Below are 23,120 nucleotides of genomic sequence, written 5' to 3' on the forward strand. Positions count from 1 at the left end.
TGCCGCACGTAATGGCGATGCTAATTCCGGAAGCCTGGGATGCGGATGTCACGATGCCGCCGGAGAAGCGCGCGTTTTACGAATATCACGCTTCGCTGATGGAGCCCTGGGACGGTCCCGCAGCGGTAGCGTTCACCGACGGTCGAGTGATCGGGGCGACGCTCGATCGCAATGGGCTCCGGCCAGCACGGTATCTGGTCACCAAAGACGGTCTGCTGGTGATGGCGTCGGAAACGGGCGTGCTCCCCTTTGCGCCCGGCGAGATCGAGTACAAAGGCCGATTGCAGCCTGGCAAGATGCTGCTGGTAGATCTAGAGCAAGGCCGCCTGGTACCTGACGAGGAGATCAAGCACGAACTTGCGTCGCGACAGCCTTATGGCGAGTGGCTTAAAGAGAACCAAATCACGATTGAAGCTTTGCCCGAGCCAGCGCGCGTACAAGGTTCCGACCACGACACGGTGCTGACCCGGCAGCGATGCTTCGGCTACACGGACGAAGACATTCGCCTGCTGATCTCGCCCATGGCTGCCGCTGGCGAGGAGGCGGTCGGTTCCATGGGTACCGACACACCGCTTGCCTGTCTCTCTGACAAGCCGCAGTTGATGTTCAACTATTTCAAGCAGCTTTTCGCGCAGGTCACCAATCCGCCGATCGATCCCCTCCGGGAAAAGCTGGTCATGTCGCTGGCGACCATTATGGGCTGGCGCCGCAACCTTCTCGCGGAAACGCCGGAACACGCCAAGCTTGTCCACTCGGAGTCGCCGGTACTGCTTCCGCACGAATTAACCGCGTTACGTCAGGTGCCCGGCCCGGAGCATCAGGCACGCACGCTGTCGATCCTCTGGCCGGTTGCGGAAGGACCGCCAGGCTTGGAAAAGGCTGTCAACCGCCTCTGCGCGGACGCCGAAAAGGCCATGGACGATTCCACGCGGCTGCTGGTGTTGTCGGATGAAGGCGTTGACCACCAACAGGCGGCGATCCCGATGCTGCTTGCCGTCGGGGCGGTGCACCACCACCTAACCCGTGCGGGCAAGCGCATGCGCTGCAGTTTGATCGCCGAGACCGGGGAAGCCCGCGACGTTCATCAGGTCGCCTGCCTCATCGGCTACGGCGCGAGCGCGGTTTGCCCCACCCTAGCCTACGAGACGATCCGCGAGTTGGTCGAAAAAGATGACAAGCTCGCCGTCCCTTACGAAAAAGCGGTTCGCAACTATAAGGCGGCGCTCGAAAAAGGGTTGCTGAAGATCATGTCCAAGATGGGCATCTCGGTCATCGACAGCTACCGGGGCGCCGAGATCTTTGAGGCCATCGGGATCGGTTCCGAACTGATCGAAAAATGTTTTGCCGGCACGCCGTCAAAAATCGAGGGGATCGGTTTTCAGGAAATCGCGCAGGAAGTTTTGACGCGACACCAGCAGGCTTTCGCAAGCGCGGTTCCGGCCGAAGCAAAAGCCCCCAGCCTGACTGACCCCGGCTACTACCGTTTCCGGCGCCAGGGCGAAATGCACGCGATCACCCCGCCGGTGATCAAAAATTTCCACAGCTTCGTCAAGACGAACAAACCGGAGGATTACCAAGCCTACGTCGAAGCCCTCAAGGCCGTGCGCCCGACCTGTCTGCGCGACCTGTTTGAGATTGATCGCACCGGGCGGACGCCGATTCCGCTGGAGGAAGTGGAACCGATTGAGGAAATCCGGCGCCGGTTCACCACGGCCGGCATGTCCCTGGGCGCACTCAGTCCCGAAGCGCACGAGTGCCTGGCCATCGCCATGAACCAGATCGGGGGCAAGTCGAACTCCGGCGAAGGCGGCGAAGACCCCGAGCGTTTTCACCGGCGCCGCAACGGGGACTGGCCTAACAGCGCGATCAAACAAGTGGCGCAAGGCCGTTTCGGGGTGACCGCGGCCTACCTGGCGACCGCCAAAGAGATAGAAATCAAGATGGCCCAGGGCGCCAAGCCGGGCGAAGGCGGCCAATTGCCGGGACATAAAGTCACGGAGTTGATTGCCCGCCTGCGAAAGAGCACCCCCGGCGTGACGCTGATCTCGCCGCCGCCCCACCACGATATCTACAGCATCGAGGATCTCGCCCAGCTGATCTACGATCTCAAACAGGTCAACCCGCGCGCCAAGGTCTGCGTGAAGCTCGTGGCGGAAGCCGGCGTGGGGACGATTGCCGCGGGCGTGGCGAAGGCGCACGCGGACATCATCCTGATCAGCGGCCATGAGGGCGGCACCGGCGCTTCGCCACTCAGCTCGATCAAGAACGCCGGCAGCGCCTGGGAACTCGGCGTGGCCGAAACGCATCAGGTCCTGATGCTGAACGGTCTCCGCAACCGCGTCGTGCTGCGGGCGGACGGCGGCATGAAGACCGGGTTGGACATTGTCTACGCCGCCCTACTCGGCGCCGAGGAGTTTAACTTCGGCACGATCGCCTTGATCGCAGCCGGGTGCGTCTACGTCCGGCAATGCCACCTGAACACCTGCCCGGTCGGCGTGGCGACTCAGGACGAACGGCTCAGGGGCAAGTTCAAGGGTAAACCGGAATACATCGTTAACTTCTTCAACGGCGTGGCGCAGGAGGTGCGCCGGATGATGGCGGACCTCGGCGTGGCGACCTTCAACGAACTGGTCGGCCGGGTTGAATGGCTCCGCCAGCGTACCGTTCCGGGTCACCCCAAAGCCAACAAGCTCAACCTCGGCCGCCTGCTGGTCAATGTCTCCCGCGGCGACGATTCGCAGCCGCGCTACAACACCTGGGACCGGAACGATCCGCCGGGCGGGCGCCGGCTCGACGATTCCATCCTTCAGGACGCGCGCGAGGCGGTCAATGACCAGTTGCCCCTCTCCCTCTCTTATCGGGTAAAAAACACCAATCGCGCCGTCGGCACGAAGCTCTCCGGCGAGATCGCTTACCTTTGGGGAGAGCAAGGCCTCGGCGAAGGCACGATCGAACTGAACCTGCAAGGGAGCGCGGGCCAAAGCCTGGGGGCATTTTTGAGCCCCGGGGTGAAGGTTGCCCTCGTGGGCGAGGCCAACGATTACGTCGGCAAAGGCATGAGCGGCGGCGAAATCAGCATCCGGCCGGTGGCGACCCACCCTTTTGTTGCCCACGAGAACTCGATCGTCGGTAACACATGCCTTTATGGCGCGACCGGAGGCCGGTTTTTCGCCGCAGGACGAGCCGGCGAACGCTTTGCGGTGCGCAACTCCGGCGCGGTTGCCGTGATTGAAGGCACAGGCGACCACTGCTGCGAGTACATGACGGGCGGCAAAGTCGTCGTGCTGGGCCGCACGGGAAAGAACTTCGGCGCGGGCATGACGGGCGGAACGGCGTTCGTGCTGGACTTGGACGACGCCTTCGGCCGCAACCTGAACCGTGAACTCGTGGTCGCCGAACGGCTCACGGAGGATGCAGACATCGTCCTGTTGAAAGAATTGATCTACACGCACCTGGAAAAGACCGAAAGCCGGCGCGCCCGGGACATCCTCTCGGATTGGAACAACTTCCAGTCGAACTTCTGGAAGGTCCGTCCGCTTCAGCCAGTCACCAAGGCGCCGGCTCTGTCGCTCGCGCCCGCTCAAGAAGTAGCAACAACCAAGAATTGACCTATGGAGAAAGCCATTCAGCTTGCGTTGTTCCTGGAAAATAGACCCGGAACGTTGGCAGCCGTCTGCGACGCGCTTGCGGCGGAAGACATTAACATCTTTGCGCTAACCATCTCGGACACCGTGGACCACTCGGTGGTTCGAATGGTGGTCAGCGATCCGCACAAGGCATTGGCGATTTTCGAAGACCACGGTACCCTGGTCGTCGAGAGTGATGTTATCCTGATCGAGCACGACAACAAACCGGGGTCACTTTCCCGGGTCGCCAAAAAACTGGCTTCCTGCGACGTGAATATCGAGTACGCCTACCTGGCCAGCGGGCCCCATTGCGAAATCGGTACGCTGGTCCTGCGGGTGAACGACATCAATAAGGCGTTGGGCGTCCTCTCAGCCAAAGAGTCCCCGGTCGGGCCTTGACCGACCAACGACCGGCCAGTCGGCTTCTCGATTATGAAAACGCTCGCCGTCGAACCGGCCGAACCCGAAGTTGGGCTCCGGAAGTTCACGATCGCCGAGTACTACAGGATGGCGGAAGCCGGGATTCTTGCCTGGAAAGAACGGGTTGAACTTCTCGACGGTTGCATCCTGAAAATGGCTCCGATTGGTGACCGGCACGAGAACATCCTGGACACGTTAATCGGAATTTTCGGCGATCAGCGAAAAAGCCGGTACGTTATACGGGCGAACGGTCCGATCAGGATCCCTGATTTCAGCGAACCGCAGCCGGATCTTACCCTTTACCGGCCCGGGGTGCGAACGCATCCAACCCCTGAAAACATCCACCTCGTGATTGAGGTTTCCGAGACGACCCTCCGGTACGATACCGGGAAGAAAAAGCAGGTGTACGAACGCGGCGGGATCCGCGAATACTGGGTGGTTGATGGCAGGCAAAAGGCGGTTCTTGTGCACGAGCCCAAAGGCGACCGTTTCCAGGTAACCGCCCATACGCGGGGCGCCATCGCTCCGCGCGAATTTCCTGACGTCATCGTCAACCTCGATAACCTTTTTTAAACGCCGCGTTTTCCGAAACCGCTGGGCATCGGCAGCTGGCCCGTCTAAAATCCGGGTTGGTTGCCGATGAGAATCGCCCAGATCGCCCCCCTGTTCGAGAGCGTGCCGCCGAAGCCTTTTCCGTGACTACACGCACATGCCCCTGTTCTCCATCTCCAACTCTCAAAGGGCGCCGATCCCTTGGGTGAACTGAATCGGCACCGTCTACCACCACCTGCCCACGAGCGCGTTCCGGCCTAACGACGAACCCCGTGATTACCTGGCGTTCCTTCGCGACAACGACCATGAAAGACGTCATCGAAGTCGATAACCAGTATTACGTTCGCGCCCAGTCCTCCCTCGCCGATGACCGGACCCGTGTGCTCCTTAACGGCGATACCTTCGCGGTATTCGACCGGTTCGGTGACTGCCTGTCGATCGGCTCGGGACAATTCGGCGTATTCTGCCGCGAGGCCCGGCACATCTCGCGTCTGGTCCTGCGCCTCGAAGACGTACGGCCGCTCCTGTTGAGTTCAAACGTTCGTGAGGACAACATCGTGCTTGCCGTTGACCTCACAAACTCAGACCAGAAATTTGAGGACGGGCAATCGGTTGCGGGCGGCGCCATTCACGTGTCCCGCAACATCTTCTTAGGCACGGAGAATTGCCACGAACGCATCGCCCTTCGAAACTTCAGTGCCCACCCGGTTGATTTCATCCTCACCCTCGATCTGGACGCTGACTTCCGGGACATCTTTGAGGTGCGCGGCATGGCCCGCACCAAAAAGGGAACGTTGCTGCCTCCCGAACCCGGTGAAAACGGCATCACCTTCCGCTATGAGGGAGCCGACGGTATCCGTCGCAGTACGATTATCCGGACCCGGCCGGCCCCCGCCCAGGTTTTGCCTTCCGGCCTGCGGTTCCACGTGCACCTGCGGCCGAAGCAGGAGTTCATCGTTGAAATGCTTGCGCGTTTTTTGCAGACCGGAAATGGCCACAAGGCGGAGCCGGCGAAGATCGACTATGAAGGCGCCCTGGCGGAGGTCACTTCGGCGCGCCAGCGGAACCAGGCCGGCTGCAACATCTACACCTCTAACGAGCAGTTTAATGACTGGCTTAACCGCTCGCAGGCAGACCTGCGGACGTTAATCTCGCCAACCCCGCATGGACCGTATCCCTACGCCGGCGTCCCTTGGTACAGTACCCCGTTCGGGCGCGACGGCATCATCACCGCCCTGCAATACCTTTGGGTGGACCCGACGGTCGCCAGGGGAGTTTTGCGTTTCCTCGCGGCCAACCAAGCCACCGAAGTCGGCCCGGCGGCCGACGCCGAACCCGGCAAGATCTTTCACGAAATGCGGCAAAGCGAAATGGCCGCCACCGGGGAAGTGCCGTTCCGGAAATATTACGGCAGCATCGATGCGACGCCGCTGTTTCTGATCCTCGCGCACGCCTACTTCGAGCGCACGGCTGACCGCGCGTTGATTGACGAGCTTTGGCCCAACCTGGAAATGGCCCTGCAATGGATCGATAAATATGGCGACCGCGACCAGGACGGGTTCGTCGAGTACGGCCGGGCTAACCCCCAGGGGCTCATCCAACAGGGATGGAAGGACTCGTACGATTCCGTTTTCCATGCCGACGGTTCGCTTGCCCCCGGCCCGATTGCGCTCTGCGAGGTGCAGGCGTACGTCTATGCGGCAAAACGTGGACTGGCTGAACTGGCGCGGCTTCGCGGCCGGGACGAACTGTCCGGCCAACTCGAAACCGCCGCCGAGAGCCTCAAGTCCAATTTCAGCCGCGCGTTCTGGTGCGAAGACCTCGGCTGCTTCGCCCTGGCTTTGGATGGAGATAAGCGCCCTTGCCGCGTCCGAACTTCAAATACCGGTCACGTGCTTTTCACGGGAATTGCCACCCCGGAACAGGAACGTAAAATCGTTTCTGTCCTTGGTTCGCCGGCGCTGTTCTCCGGCTGGGGCATCCGCACGCTCGCGACTTCGGAGGAACGGTATAACCCGATGTCATACCACAACGGGTCGGTCTGGCCCCACGACAATTCGCTCATCGCCTACGGCCTGTCGCAGGTCGCGGATAAGGGGTTGGCCACCCGGCTCCTGACCGGCTTGTTCGATGCGTCGATCATCTTCGACCTGCACCGCTTGCCGGAGCTTTTCTGCGGATTTGAACGCCGCCCCGGCAAAGCGCCTACAAACTACCCGGTGGCTTGTTCACCTCAGGCCTGGGCGTCCGGCGCGGTCTTCCTCATTCTCCGGAGTTGCCTGGGGCTGACCGTCAAAGCGCCCGAGTCACGGATCTACCTGGTCCGCCCGAGCCTGCCGGAATCAATCCAGGAAATCGAGATCCGCAACCTGCGGGTAAACGATGCGGTCGTGAAGCTCCGCTTCGTGCGTCACGATTACAGCGTGAGCGTCAACATCGCGGAGCGCCTCGGCCACGTCGAGATTGTTAGTATAAAGTGATCACACCGGTTTTCACTTTGGTTTGGTGAAGCTGGTCTTCGCCCCGGAGAGTAGCCCGGCAGTTCAATGCTTGGTGCAACGTAGGTTTGGCCTCGACAACCCGCGAAAGCAGACGGGGCAGGTTTTGAGCCCCGAAAGGGCGGCAGAAAATGCGAGCGACACCTTCTGACGGCCCTTCAGCAAATCCAACCCGGCGGGGCGGGCGTTTGTTAGGGAGGGCGTACCGGCGTGACGCTTTAGGAGGGCTGGGCCGGGGGAAACGCCTTCCCAGGGTAAACCCGGGGCTAAGTTCTTTTGGCCCTTCAGGCCATCAAACCGTCTATCGGCCCGTTGGGCCTGGACCATCTACACGGTTCAACAGGTGTAACGCTCGCGGGGCACCTGGGAAGGAAGACAAAATTTTCCTCCATGGCCCGTCGAAATGGTATAAGGGTGCGCAATACCTGTCTGTTACTCCGGGATGAAAGCGTCGAACTTCATCGGGCGGAACGAAAGTACCAATGCCAAAGGCAACCCGCCGGGCGACAATGAGGCCATGTTTGATCTGCTCTTTGAGCGCACGGCCGACGCCATCTGGTTGTTTGACCCGGCCACGGCCATCATCGTCGACTGTAACCAGGCGACCGTCGCGTTGATGCGCGGCAAGAGCAGGGCTGATCTTGTCGGTATGCGATGCATCGACTTCTCCCCTTCCGTGCAGCCGGACGGCACGCCAACCAAGGAAGCGGCGGCCCGCCACGTGGCCGAAATCCTTAAGAATGGTAACTTGCGCTTCGCGTGGACGGCACAACGGTTCGACGGCACCCAGGTACCGCTGGAAGTGACGGCCACGGCGATCGAGCGGGGCGGCCAACCGTTGTTTGTGCTGGTGGGGCGCGACATCACCGAGCGGAACCGAGCCGAGGCAGCGCTCCTGGAGAGCGAGGCGCGTTTCCGCTCGCTCTTTGAGCGCAGCGCCGACGCCATGACCCTTCTGGACCCGAAAACCCTCCGGTACGTCGAGGTGAACGACGCAGTTGCACGGCTGTTTCGGGCACCCGGCCCTGAGGCTGTGGCGAACGCCTCGCCCTCAGACCGGTGGCCGGAGCGGCAGCCCGATGGGCGATGCTCCCGCGAAAAGGCCCAAGCGATGGTAACCCTGACGCTGGCCCAGGGCAGCCACCGCTTTGACTGGTCGACGCGTTGCTGGGACGGCACCGAGCTTGTACTCGACATCGTCATGACGGCGCTGCCCTTCGGTGAACGCACCCTGCTTTCGATCGTGTACCGCGATATTTCCGAGCATAAGCGGGCCGAAAGCCAGATCCGGCAGTTAAACGCCTCACTGGAGAAACGGGTGACTGAGCGGACCGGCGCACTGCTGCGTTCCAACGAACAACTCAAGCAGGCCGAAGAACGCCTGCGCAAACGCAGCAACCACGTGCAGAGACACCGCGACGTGCTGCTGGAACTGGCCCAAGCCGACAAATCCGATCTCGACCAGGCGTTACAGACAGTTTGCGCGGTTTCGGCCGCGACCCTGGAGGTGGCGCGCGTCAGCTATTGGTCACTGGAGGAGAATGGCTCGGTGATCGTTTGCCAAAGCCTTTACCGGCGTGAGATCGAGGGCTGCGATCTGCAGGCCAAAGGCATCCGGCTGCATGCGTCTCAGTGCCCGGCCTACTTTGAGGCGTTAGGGGCCAAACGGCCCATCGTGGCGGACCGCGTCCTGACCCACCCGGCAACGAGCGGGCTGGCCGATGGGTACCTCAAACCCCTTGGTATTTCGTCAATGCTGGACGCACCCGTCTGGGTGGGCGGTCAGGTCGTCGGGGTGCTCTGCCACGAGCACACCGGCCCGGTGCGGGACTGGCCGGCCGAAGAGGTCGACTTTGCCTCCGCGGTTGCGGCCATGGTGGCGCTGGCGTTACAAGAATGCCAGCGGGTCCGGGCCGAACGGCTCTTGCGCGAGAGCGAGGCGAAGTTCCGGGCCTTGTTTGAGGGCACCAGCCAGGCGGTACTGTTGCACGATGAAACGGGCATTCTGGAGGCTAACCCGAGCTGGTGGCGCCTGTTGGATTACCCCGGGCTGCAGGAGGTGATCGGCAAACACCCCGCCGACCTTTCCGCGCCCATTCAGCCGGGCGGTGCGCGCGCCGAGGTCCTGGCCGCCCAACACATCGCCACCGCGCTGGCCCACGGGTCCGCGCGTTTCGAATGGCTGATGCTGCGCCGCGACGGCACTGAACTGCCCCTGGAGGTGTTCCTGACGCGCATCCGGTTGGGTGACCGGCAACTGTTGCAGGCCGTCTGCAACGACATCACCGAGCGCAAGCGGGCTGAAGCCGAACTGCGCGAAAGCGAAGCGCGGCTGCGCGAAAGTGAGGCGCGCTTCAGCACGGCCTTTCGCGCCAGCCCGCTGAACATTACCATCCTTCGGCTCAGCGACGCCCGGTTTGTGGAGGCCAATGACGCCTTTGTGCGGTGGTTCGGCCTGGAACGGGAGCAATTGCTGGGGCACGACTCCCGCGAATTGGACATCTGGGTGGACGTGGCCGATCGCGACAAGTTCCTGGGCGACCTCCGGCGGCGGGGTTCGCTGCGCGAGGTCGAGTGCCGTCTCCGCAGCCGGCGCGGCACGGTCCACACCCTGCTGCAATCGGCCGACATCATCGAAATCAACCGCGAACCGCACATCCTCGTGTTCGGCCTCGACATCACCGAACGCAAGCAGGCTGAAGCCGAACTGCTGCGAACCCTGGCCCGGGAAAAGGAGTTGGGCCACTTGCGCAGCAACTTCGTCTCGATGGTGTCGCACGAGTTCCGCACGCCGCTGGGCATCATCCAGTCCTCGGCCGAAATCCTGGAGGATTATTTCGAGGCGTTGGAACCGGCCGAACGCCAGGAACACCTGCAGTCCATCCGCAAAAACACCCGCCGCATGGCCGGGCTGATGGAGGAGGTGCTGCTCATCGGCAGCCTGGAAGCCGGCAAAACGGAATGCAAACCGGACCGGCTCGATCTGTCGTCTTTCATTTCCAAGCTGGTGAACGAAGTGGGTTCGGCCACCCAACGGCGCTGCTCGATCGGCTGGTCGCTGGCCGGGGCACCGGCCGAAGTTCAGGCCGACGAACGGCTCCTGGACCACATCTTCACCAACCTGCTTACCAACGCGGTGAAGTATTCGGACCCTGGCCAACCGGTGCGCTTGGAGATCCGGCGCGCAGGCCCGGAGCTCGTTTGCACCATTCGGGACCGGGGCATCGGGATTGCCGAAGTCGACCGGGAATGGCTCTTCAGCGCCTTCCATCGCGGCCAGAACGTGGGAGGCCGGCCCGGCACGGGTCTGGGCTTGGTGATCGTCAAGCGGTGCGTCGACCTGCACGGCGGTAAAATTGAGGTGCGAAGCAAGTTGGGTAAAGGCACCGCGGTGACGGTATGGCTGCCGGTATGCTGAACCCGCAGGCGTCTTCTGCGTTTCCCGGGAGCCCCGACGCCACGCCGCTGCAAACGTTCCAGGCTGTCCCGGCGCCGAACCGAGCCGCCCTGTCCCTCCTGAGCCCCCCACCCGCATGCAACAGATATGAAAAAGATCTTAGTCATTGAAGACGAACCGGAAATGCGCCGTAACCTGACGACGGTACTGCGGCTGGAGAAATTTCACCCCTTAGGCGCCGAGAACGGCCGCGTGGGCGTGCAGTTGGCAAAAAAAGAAAAGCCCGACTTGATCCTGTGCGACGTGATGATGCCGGAACTGGACGGCTACGGCGTCATCGCCGCCCTGCGGGCCGACGGCGCCACCGCCGGTATCCCGTTCATCTTCCTTACCGCCAAAGGCGAGAAACCCGACATCCGCACCGGCATGAACCTGGGTGCGGACGATTACCTGACCAAACCGGTGGCCAAAGCGGACCTGCTCGGCGCCATTCGCTCGCGTCTTGAGCGTGCGGCCCAGCAAGCCACCCCAGCCTTTAAGCCGAACTTCGATTCGGCCGCACCCCTGGAAAAAGGGCTGGGACTGACCCCGCGGGTCGCCGAAACGCTGCTGTGGCTTGCGCAAGGCAAAACCAACGGCGAGATCGCCACCATCCTGGGCAACAGCGAGTCGACCGTTAAAAAGCACGTCCTGGAAATCTTCGAAACCCTCGGGGTTGAAACCCGGACCGCCGCCAGCTTGCGGGCGTTGGAAGTGCTCAGTTCCCCGGCGGCTCACGGTTAGGGTGTTTCGTCCCGGTAGCCTTGCATCAACTCGAGGATGTTTCCCTCGCGATCCCGGAAAAACACGATTCGGAACCCGGGAACCACATGATCCTGATTGATGATCGCGTCAGGTTCGATGCCATCCGCCCGCAGCGCCGCAATCGCCGAGTCGAGGTCCGGGACGTCGAACGCCAGGTGCCTGAAACCGATGGCCTGTTCGCCGCCGTTAACTCCCCCGGTCTTCGCCGGATCGGTCGGAAACATTTCCAGCCGAACCGAACCGAGCTTTAACATAATGAATTCATCCGGCTGACCGGCCTTGAAGGTTCGCGACCGCTCAAAGCCGAAATGCTTGCAGAAAAACGCCTCCTGCGCCGCCAGGTTACGGCAATTCAGGGCGATGTGATTGATAACGGAGGGGTTCATAAGGGCTAATCGTCGGTGCGGTTCGCGGCGGTCTGGCGGGCGCAGCAGAAAAATTTCGGGGTTCGGAGTTCGGAGTTCGGAGGCGTCATATCAGCGGGTCCGATCGTCCGGCGGAGCACGGTGGGAAGACCGAATCATCCGCAGAACACGCAGAACACGCAGAAAAGGAATCCCAGCTGCGGGACTTGACACCGACAGGCGGCGCCCATGCTGCCGCTCCGAACTCCGAACTCCTCCTCTTTCCGCCGTGTTCGCCGTGGCTAGCCGTGTTCGCCGTGTGAACTCTTACGCTGTGGCCGCCGTGTGACCGAACCCCGAATTGCTGCTTGGTTCCTTCCCTGAAAAGGGCTAAGTAGCACGATCAGCAATGACAGGCCCGTTCCCCCCCGTGCATGTCCGGAGCCGCGGCGCCAACCAGGCAATGCGCCGGACGCACTTCCAAAAATGAACGCCCCCATGAATCCCGAGGTCGCATCCCCCGACCGGAAAGTTCGTCCGTCGACCTGGTCGCGCATCCTGGCCATCAGGGAGGTCGGCAGCCTGGCGGCATTAATCGCCATGCTACTGGTGCTTACCGTCGCCATTCCGCAGTTCGGGCAATGGGGAAACCTCGTTAACATCACCCGCAACTTTTCGTTCGTAGGGATCGTTGCCCTGGGCATGACCCTGGTTATCCTGACCGGGGGCATTGATCTCTCCGTGGGCTCCGTCTGGGGAATGACGGCGGTGCTCACGGCTTCGCTGATGTCCCAGGGCTGGTTGATTGCCCCGGCCATTCCGGTCGGCCTGTTGGCGGCGGCTGCGGTCGGGTTGTTCAACGGCCTTTGCGTCACCCGGTTGAACATGTCCCCGTTTGTGCCGACGCTGGCCTCGCTTTCCATCGCGCGCAGCCTCGCCCTGATCATCACCCACGGCCGGCCGATCTCAAATTTCGGGCCTCAGAAGCAGGCATTCTACTGGATCGGCGGAGGCGACATCGGGGGTGTGCCCAACCCGTTTATCCTGTTCGTGTTGCTGGCGATTATCTTCTGGATCGTCCTGTCACGAACCGTGTGGGGCCGCCGCGTTTACGCCGTCGGCGGGAATGAAAAGGCAGCCCGGCTTACCGGGTTGAACGTGCGCCGGCTCAAAGTCAGCGTTTACATCATCTCGGCCCTTTGCGCCGGGATTGCCGGCATCGTGCAGGCCAGCTACCTATCGAGCGTCACGGCAAGCCTTGCGACCGGCCAGGAACTCAGCGTTATCGCCGCCACCGTCATCGGCGGCGTTAACCTTTCGGGCGGTGAAGGCACGATCTTCGGCGTGCTCATCGGTACCGTGATGCTGGAAGTCCTGCGAAACGGGTTGCTCCTCTTCGGGATCGATCCCTACTGGCAGGGCGTGTTCGTCGGGGCAATCATCGTGATCGCGGTCTCGCTCGACCGGTTCCGCAAATCCGTCGGCAGAGATTAGCCGGCCAGGACGACGCAGCCGAATTGTTTTTTCCTATCTACCTGTTAACTCACCCGTTCAATCTAATAACTAACCCCTGGAACAACAAACATCCAAATGAAATGCACTAAACTCCCCCTGGGCTGCCTCCTGCTGGTCAGCGCGGCCGCAATCATGACCGTAGCAAACGCGGCAGACAAACCGAAAACGTTCGCTCTGGTTCCCAAATCCATCAGCGTGCCGTTCTATGCTGACGTCGAAAAAGGGTGCAAGGAAGAAGCCAAAAAGCTCGGCATCCAGGTATTGTACACCGGGCCGAACACCGCTGATGAAGCCGAGCAGGTCGAAATATTGAGAGACGTGGTTGCTCGCGGGGTGAACGGGTTGGCGATCGCTCCGATGAACGCCGATTCCGTCATCGGCGTAATCGCGGAGGCCCGCAAGAAGAACATTCCCGTCATTACGTTCGATTCCGACTCTCCTAACTCCCAGCGGATCTGCTACGTGGGGACGGACAACCTGCAGGCCGGCCGGGAAGCCGGGAAAGCCTTCAAGAAACTTCTTCCCAAAGGTAAATACGCCATTCTCACCGGTGGCTTGGCGGCGGCGAACCTGAATGAACGCATCAAAGGGTTCAAGGAAGTCGTCAACGGAAGCGACTACACGGAAATTTCCGGTTCACCTTTCCCCTGCGAAGATGACGCCGTGCGCGGGGTTCAGATCGTGCAGGATGTCCTGACCCGGTACCCGAACCTGGACGGCTTTTTCTTTTCCGGCGGCTGGCCGTTGTTCGGCGCGCCGGAAGCCTACGTCAAGGCGATCGGAAAACGCGCCGCCGACATCAAGACGAACAAATTTGTGGTGGTCTCCTTTGATACCTTACCCGAAGAGCTCAAGCTTCTGAAAGACGGCAACTGCAGCGCCCTGATCGGCCAGCGGCCCTACGCCATGGGAGTCAAGAGCATGGACGTGCTCAACGACATCGCGAACGGCAAAACGGGGGAGAACGTCAATACGGGGGTTGACGTGGTCGACGCCGGTAACGTCGACCAGTTCTTGAAATGACCCCCTAGCTGCTCATGGCTGCGATCCTAAAGATTCGAGGGATCACCAAGACCTATCCGGGCGTGCGCGCCCTGCAGGACGTCAGCTTTGACGTCGAGCAAGGGAGCATTCATGCCATCATGGGTGAGAACGGCGCCGGCAAGAGCACGTTGATGCAGATCATCGCCGGCGCGCAACGCCCGGATTCAGGCACGATCGAGTTTGACGGTCGCGAGGTTCGCTTCGCGAGCCCGGCCGAAGCTCAAGCGGTCGGGATCGCAATCGTCTACCAGGAACTGAACCTCTCCCCTAACCTCTCGATTGCGGAGAACGTGTTCCTCGGCCTCGAGCCGAGGGCGGCGGGGGCGTTCGTCGATCGCAAAACGCTGCGGGCGAAGACGAGCGCCATTCTCCATACGCTCGGCATCCACTTCGATCCGGACACGATCGTCGGTCATCTGACCGTGGCCCAACAGCAGCTCGTCGAAATCTGCAAAAGCCTGGTTCGCAACCCGCGTCTGCTCATCTTTGACGAACCGACTTCCAGCCTCTCGGAAGCTGACTCGCGGATTCTGTTTCGAGTCATCGCCGACTTGAAAGCTCACGGGGTGACGATGCTCTACATCTCTCACCGGTTCCCGGAAGTGTTTGCCAACTGCGACGTCGTGACGGTGCTGCGGGACGGCAAACACGTCCGGACCAAACCGATGACCTCCACCAGTGAGGCCGAGGTGGTTAGCCTGATGGTAGGACGCGAGTTGCTCGCGTTTCATCGCCAGGACCCGGCGCCGAGCCCGGAAGTTATGTTTGAGGTCAGGGGGCTGACAAAACGCCGCCAGTACAGCAATGTGAGCTTCAAGATCCACCGGGGCGAAATCGTGGCCCTGGCCGGGCTCGTCGGCGCCGGCCGCAGCGAAGTGGCGCTCGGGGTGTTCGGCTGTCCCGCACCCGATGCCGGAGAGATTCGCGTCCAGGATCGCCCCGTTCGAATCCGCCGGGCGCAAGACGCCATGCGGGCCGGCATCGCCCTCGCGCCTGAAGACCGCAAGACTGCCGGCCTCGTGCTCGGCGCCAGCGTGGGAACTAACATTTCCATGGCTGCGCTGCCCAGGGTTGCGCGCGGCTTCTTTGTTAACCGCGGGGCCGAACGTACCCTGATCCGGCAATTCGTCTCGCGGCTTAACATCCGTACACCCAGCCATGAGCAAAGGACCGGGCTGCTGAGCGGTGGCAATCAGCAGAAGGTGATGATCGCCAAGTGGCTGGCCGTGCAGCCGAAATGCCTCATCGTGGACGAACCTACCCGAGGGGTCGACGTCGGCACCAAGGCGGAAATCTACACCCTCTTTGATGAACTCGCTCGCGCCGGGGTGCCCATCCTGATGATCTCCAGCGATCTGCCCGAAGTCCTCGCCCTCGCGGACCGGATCGTCGTCATGCGCCAGGGCAGAATCACCGGCGAGTTAACCCGGGCCGACGCCACCGAAGAAAAGATCATGCACCTGGCCGCACTCGGCACCGACAATGTCCCCTCCGGGTAACGGGTAACGGGTTCGGGGTTCGGGGTTCGGAGCGGCAGCATGGGGGTTGGGTGCGAGTGTCAACCTTAGAGTTGCCGCCAAGTCCTCTTAATCTGTGTCAATCCGTGTAATCTGTGGATGTTTCCTCTTTTCTGCGTTCTTCTGCGTGTTCTGCGGATAATTTAATCTTTCCTCCGTGGTCGCCGTGTTCCGCCGTGGCGCCGTGTGAACTCTGTCGCCGTGGCCGCCAAATCGCCGTGCCCGCCGGCTTCTTACCCCATAGGGTTATTCCTGGGTTTTATAAAATATGCTCCCCTTCTGAGCCTGGAGGATTTAACGGCCATGAACCTGAACGACTTTCAGATCAGCCGGTGCTGACTGCGTTTGGCCTTTAAGCTATGACGTCTTATAAATATCACGTCTTCATCAGCTACGCACACGTCAGTGATACGCTCACCGGGTGGGTTTCATCTTTCAAGCAGAAACTCGAAGGTAAACTGAACGAGAAACTGCCCGGTGGAACTGCCCAGGTTTTCTTCGACGCGGGCGAACTCGGGGTCGGGCCGCTGAGACCTGACCTTCAGGCGGCGCTCTCTTCCAGTGCGATCCTGCTGATTGTCCTGTCGAATCGATGGCTCGAGCGCCCGTGGTGCCAGGAGGAACTGGCGCGGTTCGTCGAGGCCGCCGGCGGGCCCTCGAACGCGCAAGAACGCATCGTTCTGGTGAGGATTGAGGACGTCAAACAAAACCGGCTTCCGAAGGTGTTACAGGATTGCCATCTCTATGATTTCTTCAAGGTGCATCCTACCCGGAAGGTTACCCTGACGTACGGTTCCCGTGAGTTCCCGGAACTGGAATCGGACTATGCACTTTCCATGCTGGAACTGGTGGGCGACGAGGATCGACCCGGATTGGTGACCCGGTTGCTCGGGCTCACGGCGCCGCAGGTGGATGAACAAGAGCGTGCGGTGATTAGTTCGGGAGAGGAGCAGGAACGCCCCATGATCTTCCTGGCCAACTGCACGCCGGACCTCCAACGGGATCGCAACGCCTTGAAACGCCACTTGGAAGACAAAGGTTTCCAGGTCGTGCCTGCCGGAACCTTCTATCATGCGCCGCCGGGGTATGACGAGGAGGTCCGCCGGCTCCTTTCCGGGTCCACGTTGTTCATTCAAATCGTCGGAGCGTTCCGGTACGAGCCGACGGAACAGTTCCCTGACGGCTACGAACATTGGCAATTGCACCAGGCCCGTACCATCAAGGGTGCCGACGTAGTACGATGGCGGCGACCCGACCTGCTCAGCGATGACGTGGAGGACGCGGTGCATCGTGAATTTGTCTTTGCAGATGACGTTACCCGGTGTGACCTGGAGGAGTTTAAAGTGATTCTGGGTGACAAATTGCGCGAGATAGACAGTCGCCGCCCCGGGACCATTGAAAGGGAAGGCATCACCGTTCTAGTCAACGCGGCGAACCCCGACAACAAAATGGCTGAAGAAGTGGGGACTCGGCTCGAGGACTTGTGCATCGCGATGGACCTGCGCAGCAGCCTCTATGCCGATGTGGTTGGCGAGCGGAGTTCACTTTTCGACGTCGCCAGAAACAATCCTTGCCACGGATTGATGATCGTCTACGGCTCGTGTGGGGATACGTGGGTCCGCCGTCAGGTGAAGGAGGGGCGCAGCGTCGCTTTACTGTTAAAGCAAAAAGTTCCGGTTTGTGCGCTTTACGTTGGGCCTCCGGCAGACAAACCCCCGCTGGAGCCGCGACCGGCGCGCTTCGGCGTGATCGACTTTCGTGAAGAGGAGCGACTGCGAGACTTCGTCCGCCAGGTCGCCGGGAGAAAGGTGTAACGGTGAACGTCCTGTCTGCCGCATCACCCATCACCTCGCCTTTTCCTGGACTGCGCCCCTTCAAGGCGCACGAAAACGCAATCTTCTTTGGCCGCCATGAGCAGGTTAGTGACATGTTGCAGCGGCTTGAAACGTGCCGGTTGCTGACGGTGGTAGGAGCCAGTGGATGCGGCAAATCATCCTTGGTGCGCGCCGGCCTGCTGCCGGCGTTACAGGAAGGCCTTCTATTCGGGATCGATTCCGAATGGACGATGATCACGTTAAGGCCGGGCGGCAATCCCTACCGCGAGCTTGCAAAAGCCCTAAGTGATGCGTTGCCGGCCGATCATCTGAGCGATCCCAACGAGCGGCAGGCCCGCATCGAAGCGAGGCTCTCAAGCAGCAACACCGGCTTGATCCGCATCATTAACGAGGCGGGTTTACCGCCGGATAGTAATGTGCTGGTGCTCGTCGATCAGTTCGAGGAACTGTTTCGCTTCCGAAACGTCGCTCGTAACCACAGCCAGGACGCCATTCAGACGCACGAAGCCTATGAACAGCGCAATGCGGCGAATGCATTCGTGAATTTACTCCTGGAAACCGTGGACCGGCAGCAAGGCGGTTGCGCGGGCATTTCAGGGTCGCCCCGGATCGCCGGAAAGACATCGGGTTTAACACCCAAAAACTCGATCTTTATCGTCTTAACCATGCGATCCGAATTCCTCGGCCACTGCGACGCGTTCCTCGGTCTGCCGGAAGCGGTCAGCCAGAGCCAGTTTCTCACTCCCCGCATGACTCGTGAGCAACTCAAGGACGCCATTGTCCGCCCCCTCGAGCTGTTTGGAGCGGTTGCTCACACCGCACTCATAAACCGGCTTCTAAACGACGTCGGAGCTGACCCGGATTCGCTGCCGCTGATGCAGCACGCCTTGCTCCGTACGTGGCAAAACGCCAAAGCACGCTCGGAGCAGACATCAGCGGCGGTCCGCCGGGAAGTTCGACTTGAAATCCAGGACTACGAAAACGCCGGCGGACTCCAGGAAGCGCTGTCCCGGCACGCCGACGAAGCTTACGCAGAACTCGGCTCCGACCCCGTTCATGGGGAATTATACCAGCGCGTAACGCAACAACTGTTCCTGTTGCTCTGTCGTCGAACCGGGGAGGGCTTGATGGTACGGAATCCGATCCAGGTCGACGAAGCCGCCGCAATCGTCGGCGTCTCGACCCCAGCGATCCTGCACGTCGCCTCGGCGTTCTGTAAGGAGGGTCGAAATTTTATCACCTATTCCTCCAGTGACCCGGATCTGACTGCCGACAGCACCCTCGATATCAGCCACGAAAGCCTGATTCGAAACTGGGCCAGACTCAAAAAATGGATCAAAGCTGAAACCAGGTCCGCCTCCGACTACGCGTGGCTCTTAAAAGCCGCGAGGCGCTGGCAGGACAAAAAGGGTGACCTGTTTGATGGCACCAATCTCCGAATTGCGCTCGCCTGGAGGCAGAATACGAGGCCGTCTGCCAGGTGGGCCGCCAGATACGGGGGCGACTTCGACCTGGCAATGCGATTCCTCGAAGAGAGCCAAAAACGCCAAAGATACCGCCGGATGACCGGCGCCGCGTTAGCCGCCGGTGTCGTGGTCGCATTGGTCCTCTATGGCGTTCAACAAGTGATTTTCCTCCGGCAATTGGCGCACGAGCAACGCGTCACGATAGAAACTCAAACGGCGCTCCTGAACGCAAATAAACAGTTGCAGGAGATCGGCGACGCCGCCAGGCGCCAGAGCGAGATCCTCTTCGGAAACGCGAAAGGCCTGTTAAACGAGAAAAACAATCCGCGGGCCGGAGCCCTTGCCTTGGCGCAGCTATCACGAGCGCTGGACCGCGATCAACACAACGTCACCGCCGCAGAACAGACGTGCACCTTGCTGCTGAACCGGACCTGGTGCCCACCGCTGACGCCTCCTCTGCGCTACAATTCCGACAGCCCCATCCTGAGCGCAACATTCGATCCGCAGGGACCTGACAACCGAGTACTCGCGGTCAGCCAGGACGGTTGGTTGTTGCAGTCAGATGACCAGGGCGCTGCGTTGGTGCAGCGACAATCCCTGGCAGACCAGGCCGGCGGCAAAAAAGTCAGCCTGATCTCTGCCTCGTTCAGCCCGGACGGGCGTGCACTCGTGTTGATCTGCCCACGATCCGGAACGCAGAAAAGCGTGCAGTTTTGGAAATACGCAAACGGTACATTCCGGAATGTCACGGCGGTCGAGGTCAACAGCCTTTCAATTTACAACACGGTCAGCTGGAGTGCTGACCAGCAAGTCATCACGGTGGTCCCGGTTCGATGGGATGCTGCCGGGCCCTGTCTCGCTTTTTATTTCGATGGAACCATCTACATCAGGGTGGATAAACCCTTCGGTGAGCTTCAAGTGGCAGCTGCCGCTTTTGACCCATATTCCAACCTGATCGCCACGGCATCTACCAACGGGAACGATGGGAGCGTCCGATTGTGGACCTGGAAAGATAGCTCATTCGAACAACTTCCCGACGATCCCGCAGCCCATTCGGTCTATAACTTCCCGGACCGCCGAATCCGGTCACTGGCATTCGGGAGAACGAAAGAAGAAATGCTGGTAATTACGGCTGGTCCATCGAATGACGTCCAGATGCAATGCCTCAACGTGCCTGCGAACCGCATCGAACGTGGAGAAACGGTGGCGCCCAAGGACCAGTTTCTTAAACTCGTGGCCGGGCCGATCGTCAGCGGAAGACAGTTGATCGCGGCGTCTTTATACCAGAGGGTGTCTCTCAACTACCCCGATAGCTGGAGTTCAGAAAGCACCCTTGCCGAGCCGATCTGCTTCCGGGGAACCACGGCGACCGCAACGTTTAATCCAGCCGGCTCCAAGCTGATGACGCTTTCCGGCTCCAACTGGCTGGCGCCGGACACGGTGCAAATCTGGGATGTAAGTATGAGGATAAAACGGGAACCGGCTGGAGCGTTTCAAGCCGACGGTAGACCGGCGCCTGCATGGCTGGCAAGCCTGGCGCGAGCGGTGAGCGGTATTCCGCAGACGTGGGAGGATGATGACGATGCAGTCGTGCTCTCAGACGTGTTCAAACAGACCGCGCCGGCTGCATCCGGCCGCTTTGATGCTCCATACGACAAGGTCTGGAAACATTTTTTCCCGGAATGAGCTCACGGGCATCACACGCCTTTTTTCATTGATGCCGGCCGTGGACGCTTGAGACGTCCCTCCCTCTTTCGTAGTTACACGGTGGGTATGGCAGACCACGCCCGGCTTGTGGATAGAGGCTGCCTTCTGCCCCTCTTCATTTGTGGCATTTTTCGGCTTGTGGCATTCGTCCCATTTCCTCATTAACCGTTACGACCTCACTCAGGCAATCCGGCAGCGTGGAATAACAAACCGGCTTGGAGCGGCACGCCGAGATTCCGGACGCCTTAAGTTCGTTGACCGGTCGTGTTTTGCCGAAGGGCGCCAGCAGCACCGGGCTCACGGAAGCCAGTAAGGGGTCCGCGCGGATCTGGCTTGCCAATGCCAGGCCATCCATTTCCGGCAGGTCCAGGTCAAGGATCGCCAACCGGTAGGGATCATTCTTCGCCGCTGCTTCGCGCAGTTCGGCCAACGCTCCGGTGCTCGTCGGGGCGTAGCCCGGCCGCATTTGCCACGACGCCAATTGGCGAAGGAGAAAGCGGCCGCTGGTTTGGTGATCGTCTACCACCAGCACGCGCAAGCCCGCCAGGCAGCGGCTCGGGCCAAGCACGGGTTGGGCGCCGGGCTGTTTGGATAATCGGATGGTAAACCAAAACAGCGAACCCTCCCCCAACCTGCTTTCCACCCCGATGCGGCCCCCCATACGCTCCACCAATTGACGGCAGATGGCCAGGCCAAGCCCGGTGCCTCCGTACTGGCGGGTAGTAGAGTCGTCGGCCTGCACAAAGGCCTGGAACAATCGGTCCTTAACTCCGGGCGCGACCCCGATGCCGGTGTCTCGTACCTCGAACCGCAGTTGTACGCCGGTCTCGCTCTCCTGCTCGCGTGACACCGCCAGAGTTACCTCACCGGCGGAGGTGAATTTGACGGCGTTGCCGACCAGATTGATCAGCACCTGCCGGAGCCGCCCCGGGTCACCACGCAGTTGGGTGGGCGTCCCCGGCTCCACCGCGCCCGCAAGTTCCAACCCTTTTGCGTGCGCCGCACCGGCCAGGATCTCCAGGGTGCCCTCAATAGTCTCGCGCAGATCGAAATCGAGCTCTTCGAAACGCAACTTGCCGGCCTCAACCTTCGAGAAGTCCAGGATGTCGTTGATGAGGGTCAGCAACGACTCGGCGCTGGACCGGATCATTTCAGCAAACTCGCGCTGTTCCTCGTTCAACTCGGTGTCGAGCAGCAGGTCAGCCATGCCGATCACGCCGCTCATGGGCGTACGGATCTCGTGGCTCATGTTTGCCAGGAATGCACTTTTGGCACGGGTCGCCGCTTCGGCGGCTTCTTTGGCCCGCTTGAGGGCTGCCTGACGCAGCATGATGACGCGGGTCTTCCGCCGGCTTTCGCGGCGATTAAACACGATCGACCACCAAAGGAAAGCATCTTCAAACAGAACCCAGGCCACGTGCTCCATGACCCGCGCCAAACTCTCGGTACCAATACCGAGCGTCGACTGCGGCCAGACCATGGCGCCAAGCCAGTGATGCAGCCCGAACACGATAGTCGCCGTCATCAGCACCCGCCAGTCACGGTAAAATGACAGGAATGCAAGCGAGCCAAACACATGGAAGTGGGATTCCAGCCGGCCTCCGCTCAAGTGAATCAATAACGCTCCCGAAAGCATCTGGCTGACGGCAACGGCGTGTCGCGTCAGCCAGTGGCCCGGCATGAGGCGGATGAGGAGCAAAGGAACGCTGATGATCAGCCCGCCCAATCCAATCACGGAGATCGGTTGTCCTTCGATGGATGTGCGGTCAATGTGCCACCCCAACCGCGCGGCCACGCAATAAAGGACGATGCCACCCGCCCACTGGAGCAGGAACAACCAATAAAAGCTTTGGTCGGTTCCAATCCGGATCTGCCGCTCCTCGGCTCGAACGAGCGAGTCAATCGGGGCAGAGTCATCGCGCGAGCCGATGCGTAGCCCTGCAAGGCGAAAAGTCTTCGAAAGGCTCATCGTCACGATAGGCGGACCTTTGCCTCAGGGCCGGCTGCATCCGTAAACCGGGGCTGTGTACGCCTCCACCCTCCGTGTGCCCGGTCGCGCCGCAATCGCGCGGTTCTCATTCCTGTCGTTGTCGCGCGCATCGGCACACAATTCGCCAATGTCCTTGTCAATGTGCCGGCACCGAATATGAACTGGGAAAACTGAAAACACGGACAGCGAAGGATTGTTGAACTCTTAACGTCACTTCGAACATTAAGTTTAAGGTTGAGCCGAAAAAACTGTGAGTTAACAGGACAGGGCCCAGCCGGGCGCGTTTCACTAACATCCTGTGTATGCATCTCAAATTCTCGGCAATTTGGTAAGGTGGTCGCGTTATCGATTCTGGCAGGCTCCGGGCCGTTTAACCTAACGCATAACGTTAGTTTTCCTCAACCC

The 23,120-nt window shown here is 60.7% G+C and carries 13 protein-coding genes; 11 read left to right on the forward strand and 2 right to left on the reverse strand.

What is annotated here, in order from left to right; genetic code table 11:
• The 6 genes from gltB to JO015_20100 form a co-directional block, all read left to right on the forward strand.
• Positions 1 to 3,608 (forward strand): glutamate synthase large subunit (gene gltB / locus JO015_20075; protein ID MBW0001399.1); only part of this gene is annotated, 3,608 nt, incomplete at its 5' end.
• A 3-nt stretch (positions 3,609 to 3,611) separates the two neighbouring features.
• A complete protein-coding gene (locus tag JO015_20080; protein MBW0001400.1) occupies positions 3,612 to 4,025 on the forward strand; it encodes an ACT domain-containing protein in 414 nt (137 codons plus the stop codon).
• 33 nt (positions 4,026 to 4,058) lie between these two features.
• The gene (locus tag JO015_20085; GenBank protein MBW0001401.1) at positions 4,059 to 4,619 is read left to right on the forward strand and encodes a Uma2 family endonuclease; all 561 of its coding nucleotides are present in this window, start codon (positions 4,059 to 4,061) and stop codon (positions 4,617 to 4,619) included.
• Positions 4,620 to 4,903: 284 nt separating this feature from the next.
• On the forward strand, positions 4,904 to 7,078 hold the full coding sequence (locus JO015_20090; GenBank protein MBW0001402.1) for an amylo-alpha-1,6-glucosidase: 2,175 nt from the start codon (positions 4,904 to 4,906) through the stop codon (positions 7,076 to 7,078).
• A gap of 460 nt (positions 7,079 to 7,538) precedes the next feature.
• Positions 7,539 to 10,514 (forward strand): PAS domain S-box protein, encoded by a 2,976-nt coding sequence (locus tag JO015_20095; protein MBW0001403.1) that lies wholly within the window; start codon positions 7,539 to 7,541, stop codon positions 10,512 to 10,514.
• A 126-nt stretch (positions 10,515 to 10,640) separates the two neighbouring features.
• Complete coding sequence (locus JO015_20100) at positions 10,641 to 11,276, forward strand: response regulator transcription factor (GenBank protein ID MBW0001404.1); 636 nt, start codon at positions 10,641 to 10,643, stop codon at positions 11,274 to 11,276.
• On the opposite strand, the gene JO015_20105 is transcribed toward JO015_20100, so the two are convergent.
• Positions 11,273 to 11,683, reverse strand: coding sequence for a VOC family protein (locus JO015_20105; protein ID MBW0001405.1), 411 nt, complete (start codon positions 11,681 to 11,683; stop codon positions 11,273 to 11,275). The two genes, JO015_20100 and JO015_20105, sit on opposite strands and share 4 nt — an antisense overlap.
• Before the next feature lie 456 nt (positions 11,684 to 12,139).
• On the opposite strand from JO015_20105, the gene JO015_20110 reads away from it, so the two are divergent.
• The 5 genes from JO015_20110 to JO015_20130 all read left to right on the forward strand — a co-directional run bounded on the left by JO015_20110 (position 12,140) and on the right by JO015_20130 (position 20,704).
• Complete coding sequence (locus JO015_20110) at positions 12,140 to 13,135, forward strand: ABC transporter permease (protein ID MBW0001406.1); 996 nt, start codon at positions 12,140 to 12,142, stop codon at positions 13,133 to 13,135.
• Between the two features lie 96 nt (positions 13,136 to 13,231).
• Positions 13,232 to 14,179: a sugar-binding protein gene (locus JO015_20115; GenBank protein ID MBW0001407.1), complete on the forward strand. Its 948-nt coding sequence runs from the start codon at positions 13,232 to 13,234 to the stop codon at positions 14,177 to 14,179.
• Between the two features lie 14 nt (positions 14,180 to 14,193).
• Positions 14,194 to 15,699 (forward strand): sugar ABC transporter ATP-binding protein, encoded by a 1,506-nt coding sequence (locus JO015_20120; GenBank protein MBW0001408.1) that lies wholly within the window; start codon positions 14,194 to 14,196, stop codon positions 15,697 to 15,699.
• Positions 15,700 to 16,076: 377 nt separating this feature from the next.
• On the forward strand, positions 16,077 to 17,531 hold the full coding sequence (locus tag JO015_20125; GenBank protein ID MBW0001409.1) for a toll/interleukin-1 receptor domain-containing protein: 1,455 nt from the start codon (positions 16,077 to 16,079) through the stop codon (positions 17,529 to 17,531).
• A 2-nt stretch (positions 17,532 to 17,533) separates the two neighbouring features.
• Complete coding sequence (locus JO015_20130) at positions 17,534 to 20,704, forward strand: AAA family ATPase (GenBank protein ID MBW0001410.1); 3,171 nt, start codon at positions 17,534 to 17,536, stop codon at positions 20,702 to 20,704.
• A 136-nt stretch (positions 20,705 to 20,840) separates the two neighbouring features.
• On the opposite strand, the gene JO015_20135 is transcribed toward JO015_20130, so the two are convergent.
• Complete coding sequence (locus tag JO015_20135; GenBank protein MBW0001411.1) at positions 20,841 to 22,694, reverse strand: response regulator; 1,854 nt, start codon at positions 22,692 to 22,694, stop codon at positions 20,841 to 20,843.
• Positions 22,695 to 23,120 lie beyond the last annotated feature (426 nt).

Source organism: Verrucomicrobiota bacterium, assembly GCA_019247695.1.
GTDB lineage: Bacteria > Verrucomicrobiota > Verrucomicrobiia > Chthoniobacterales > JAFAMB01 > JAFBAP01.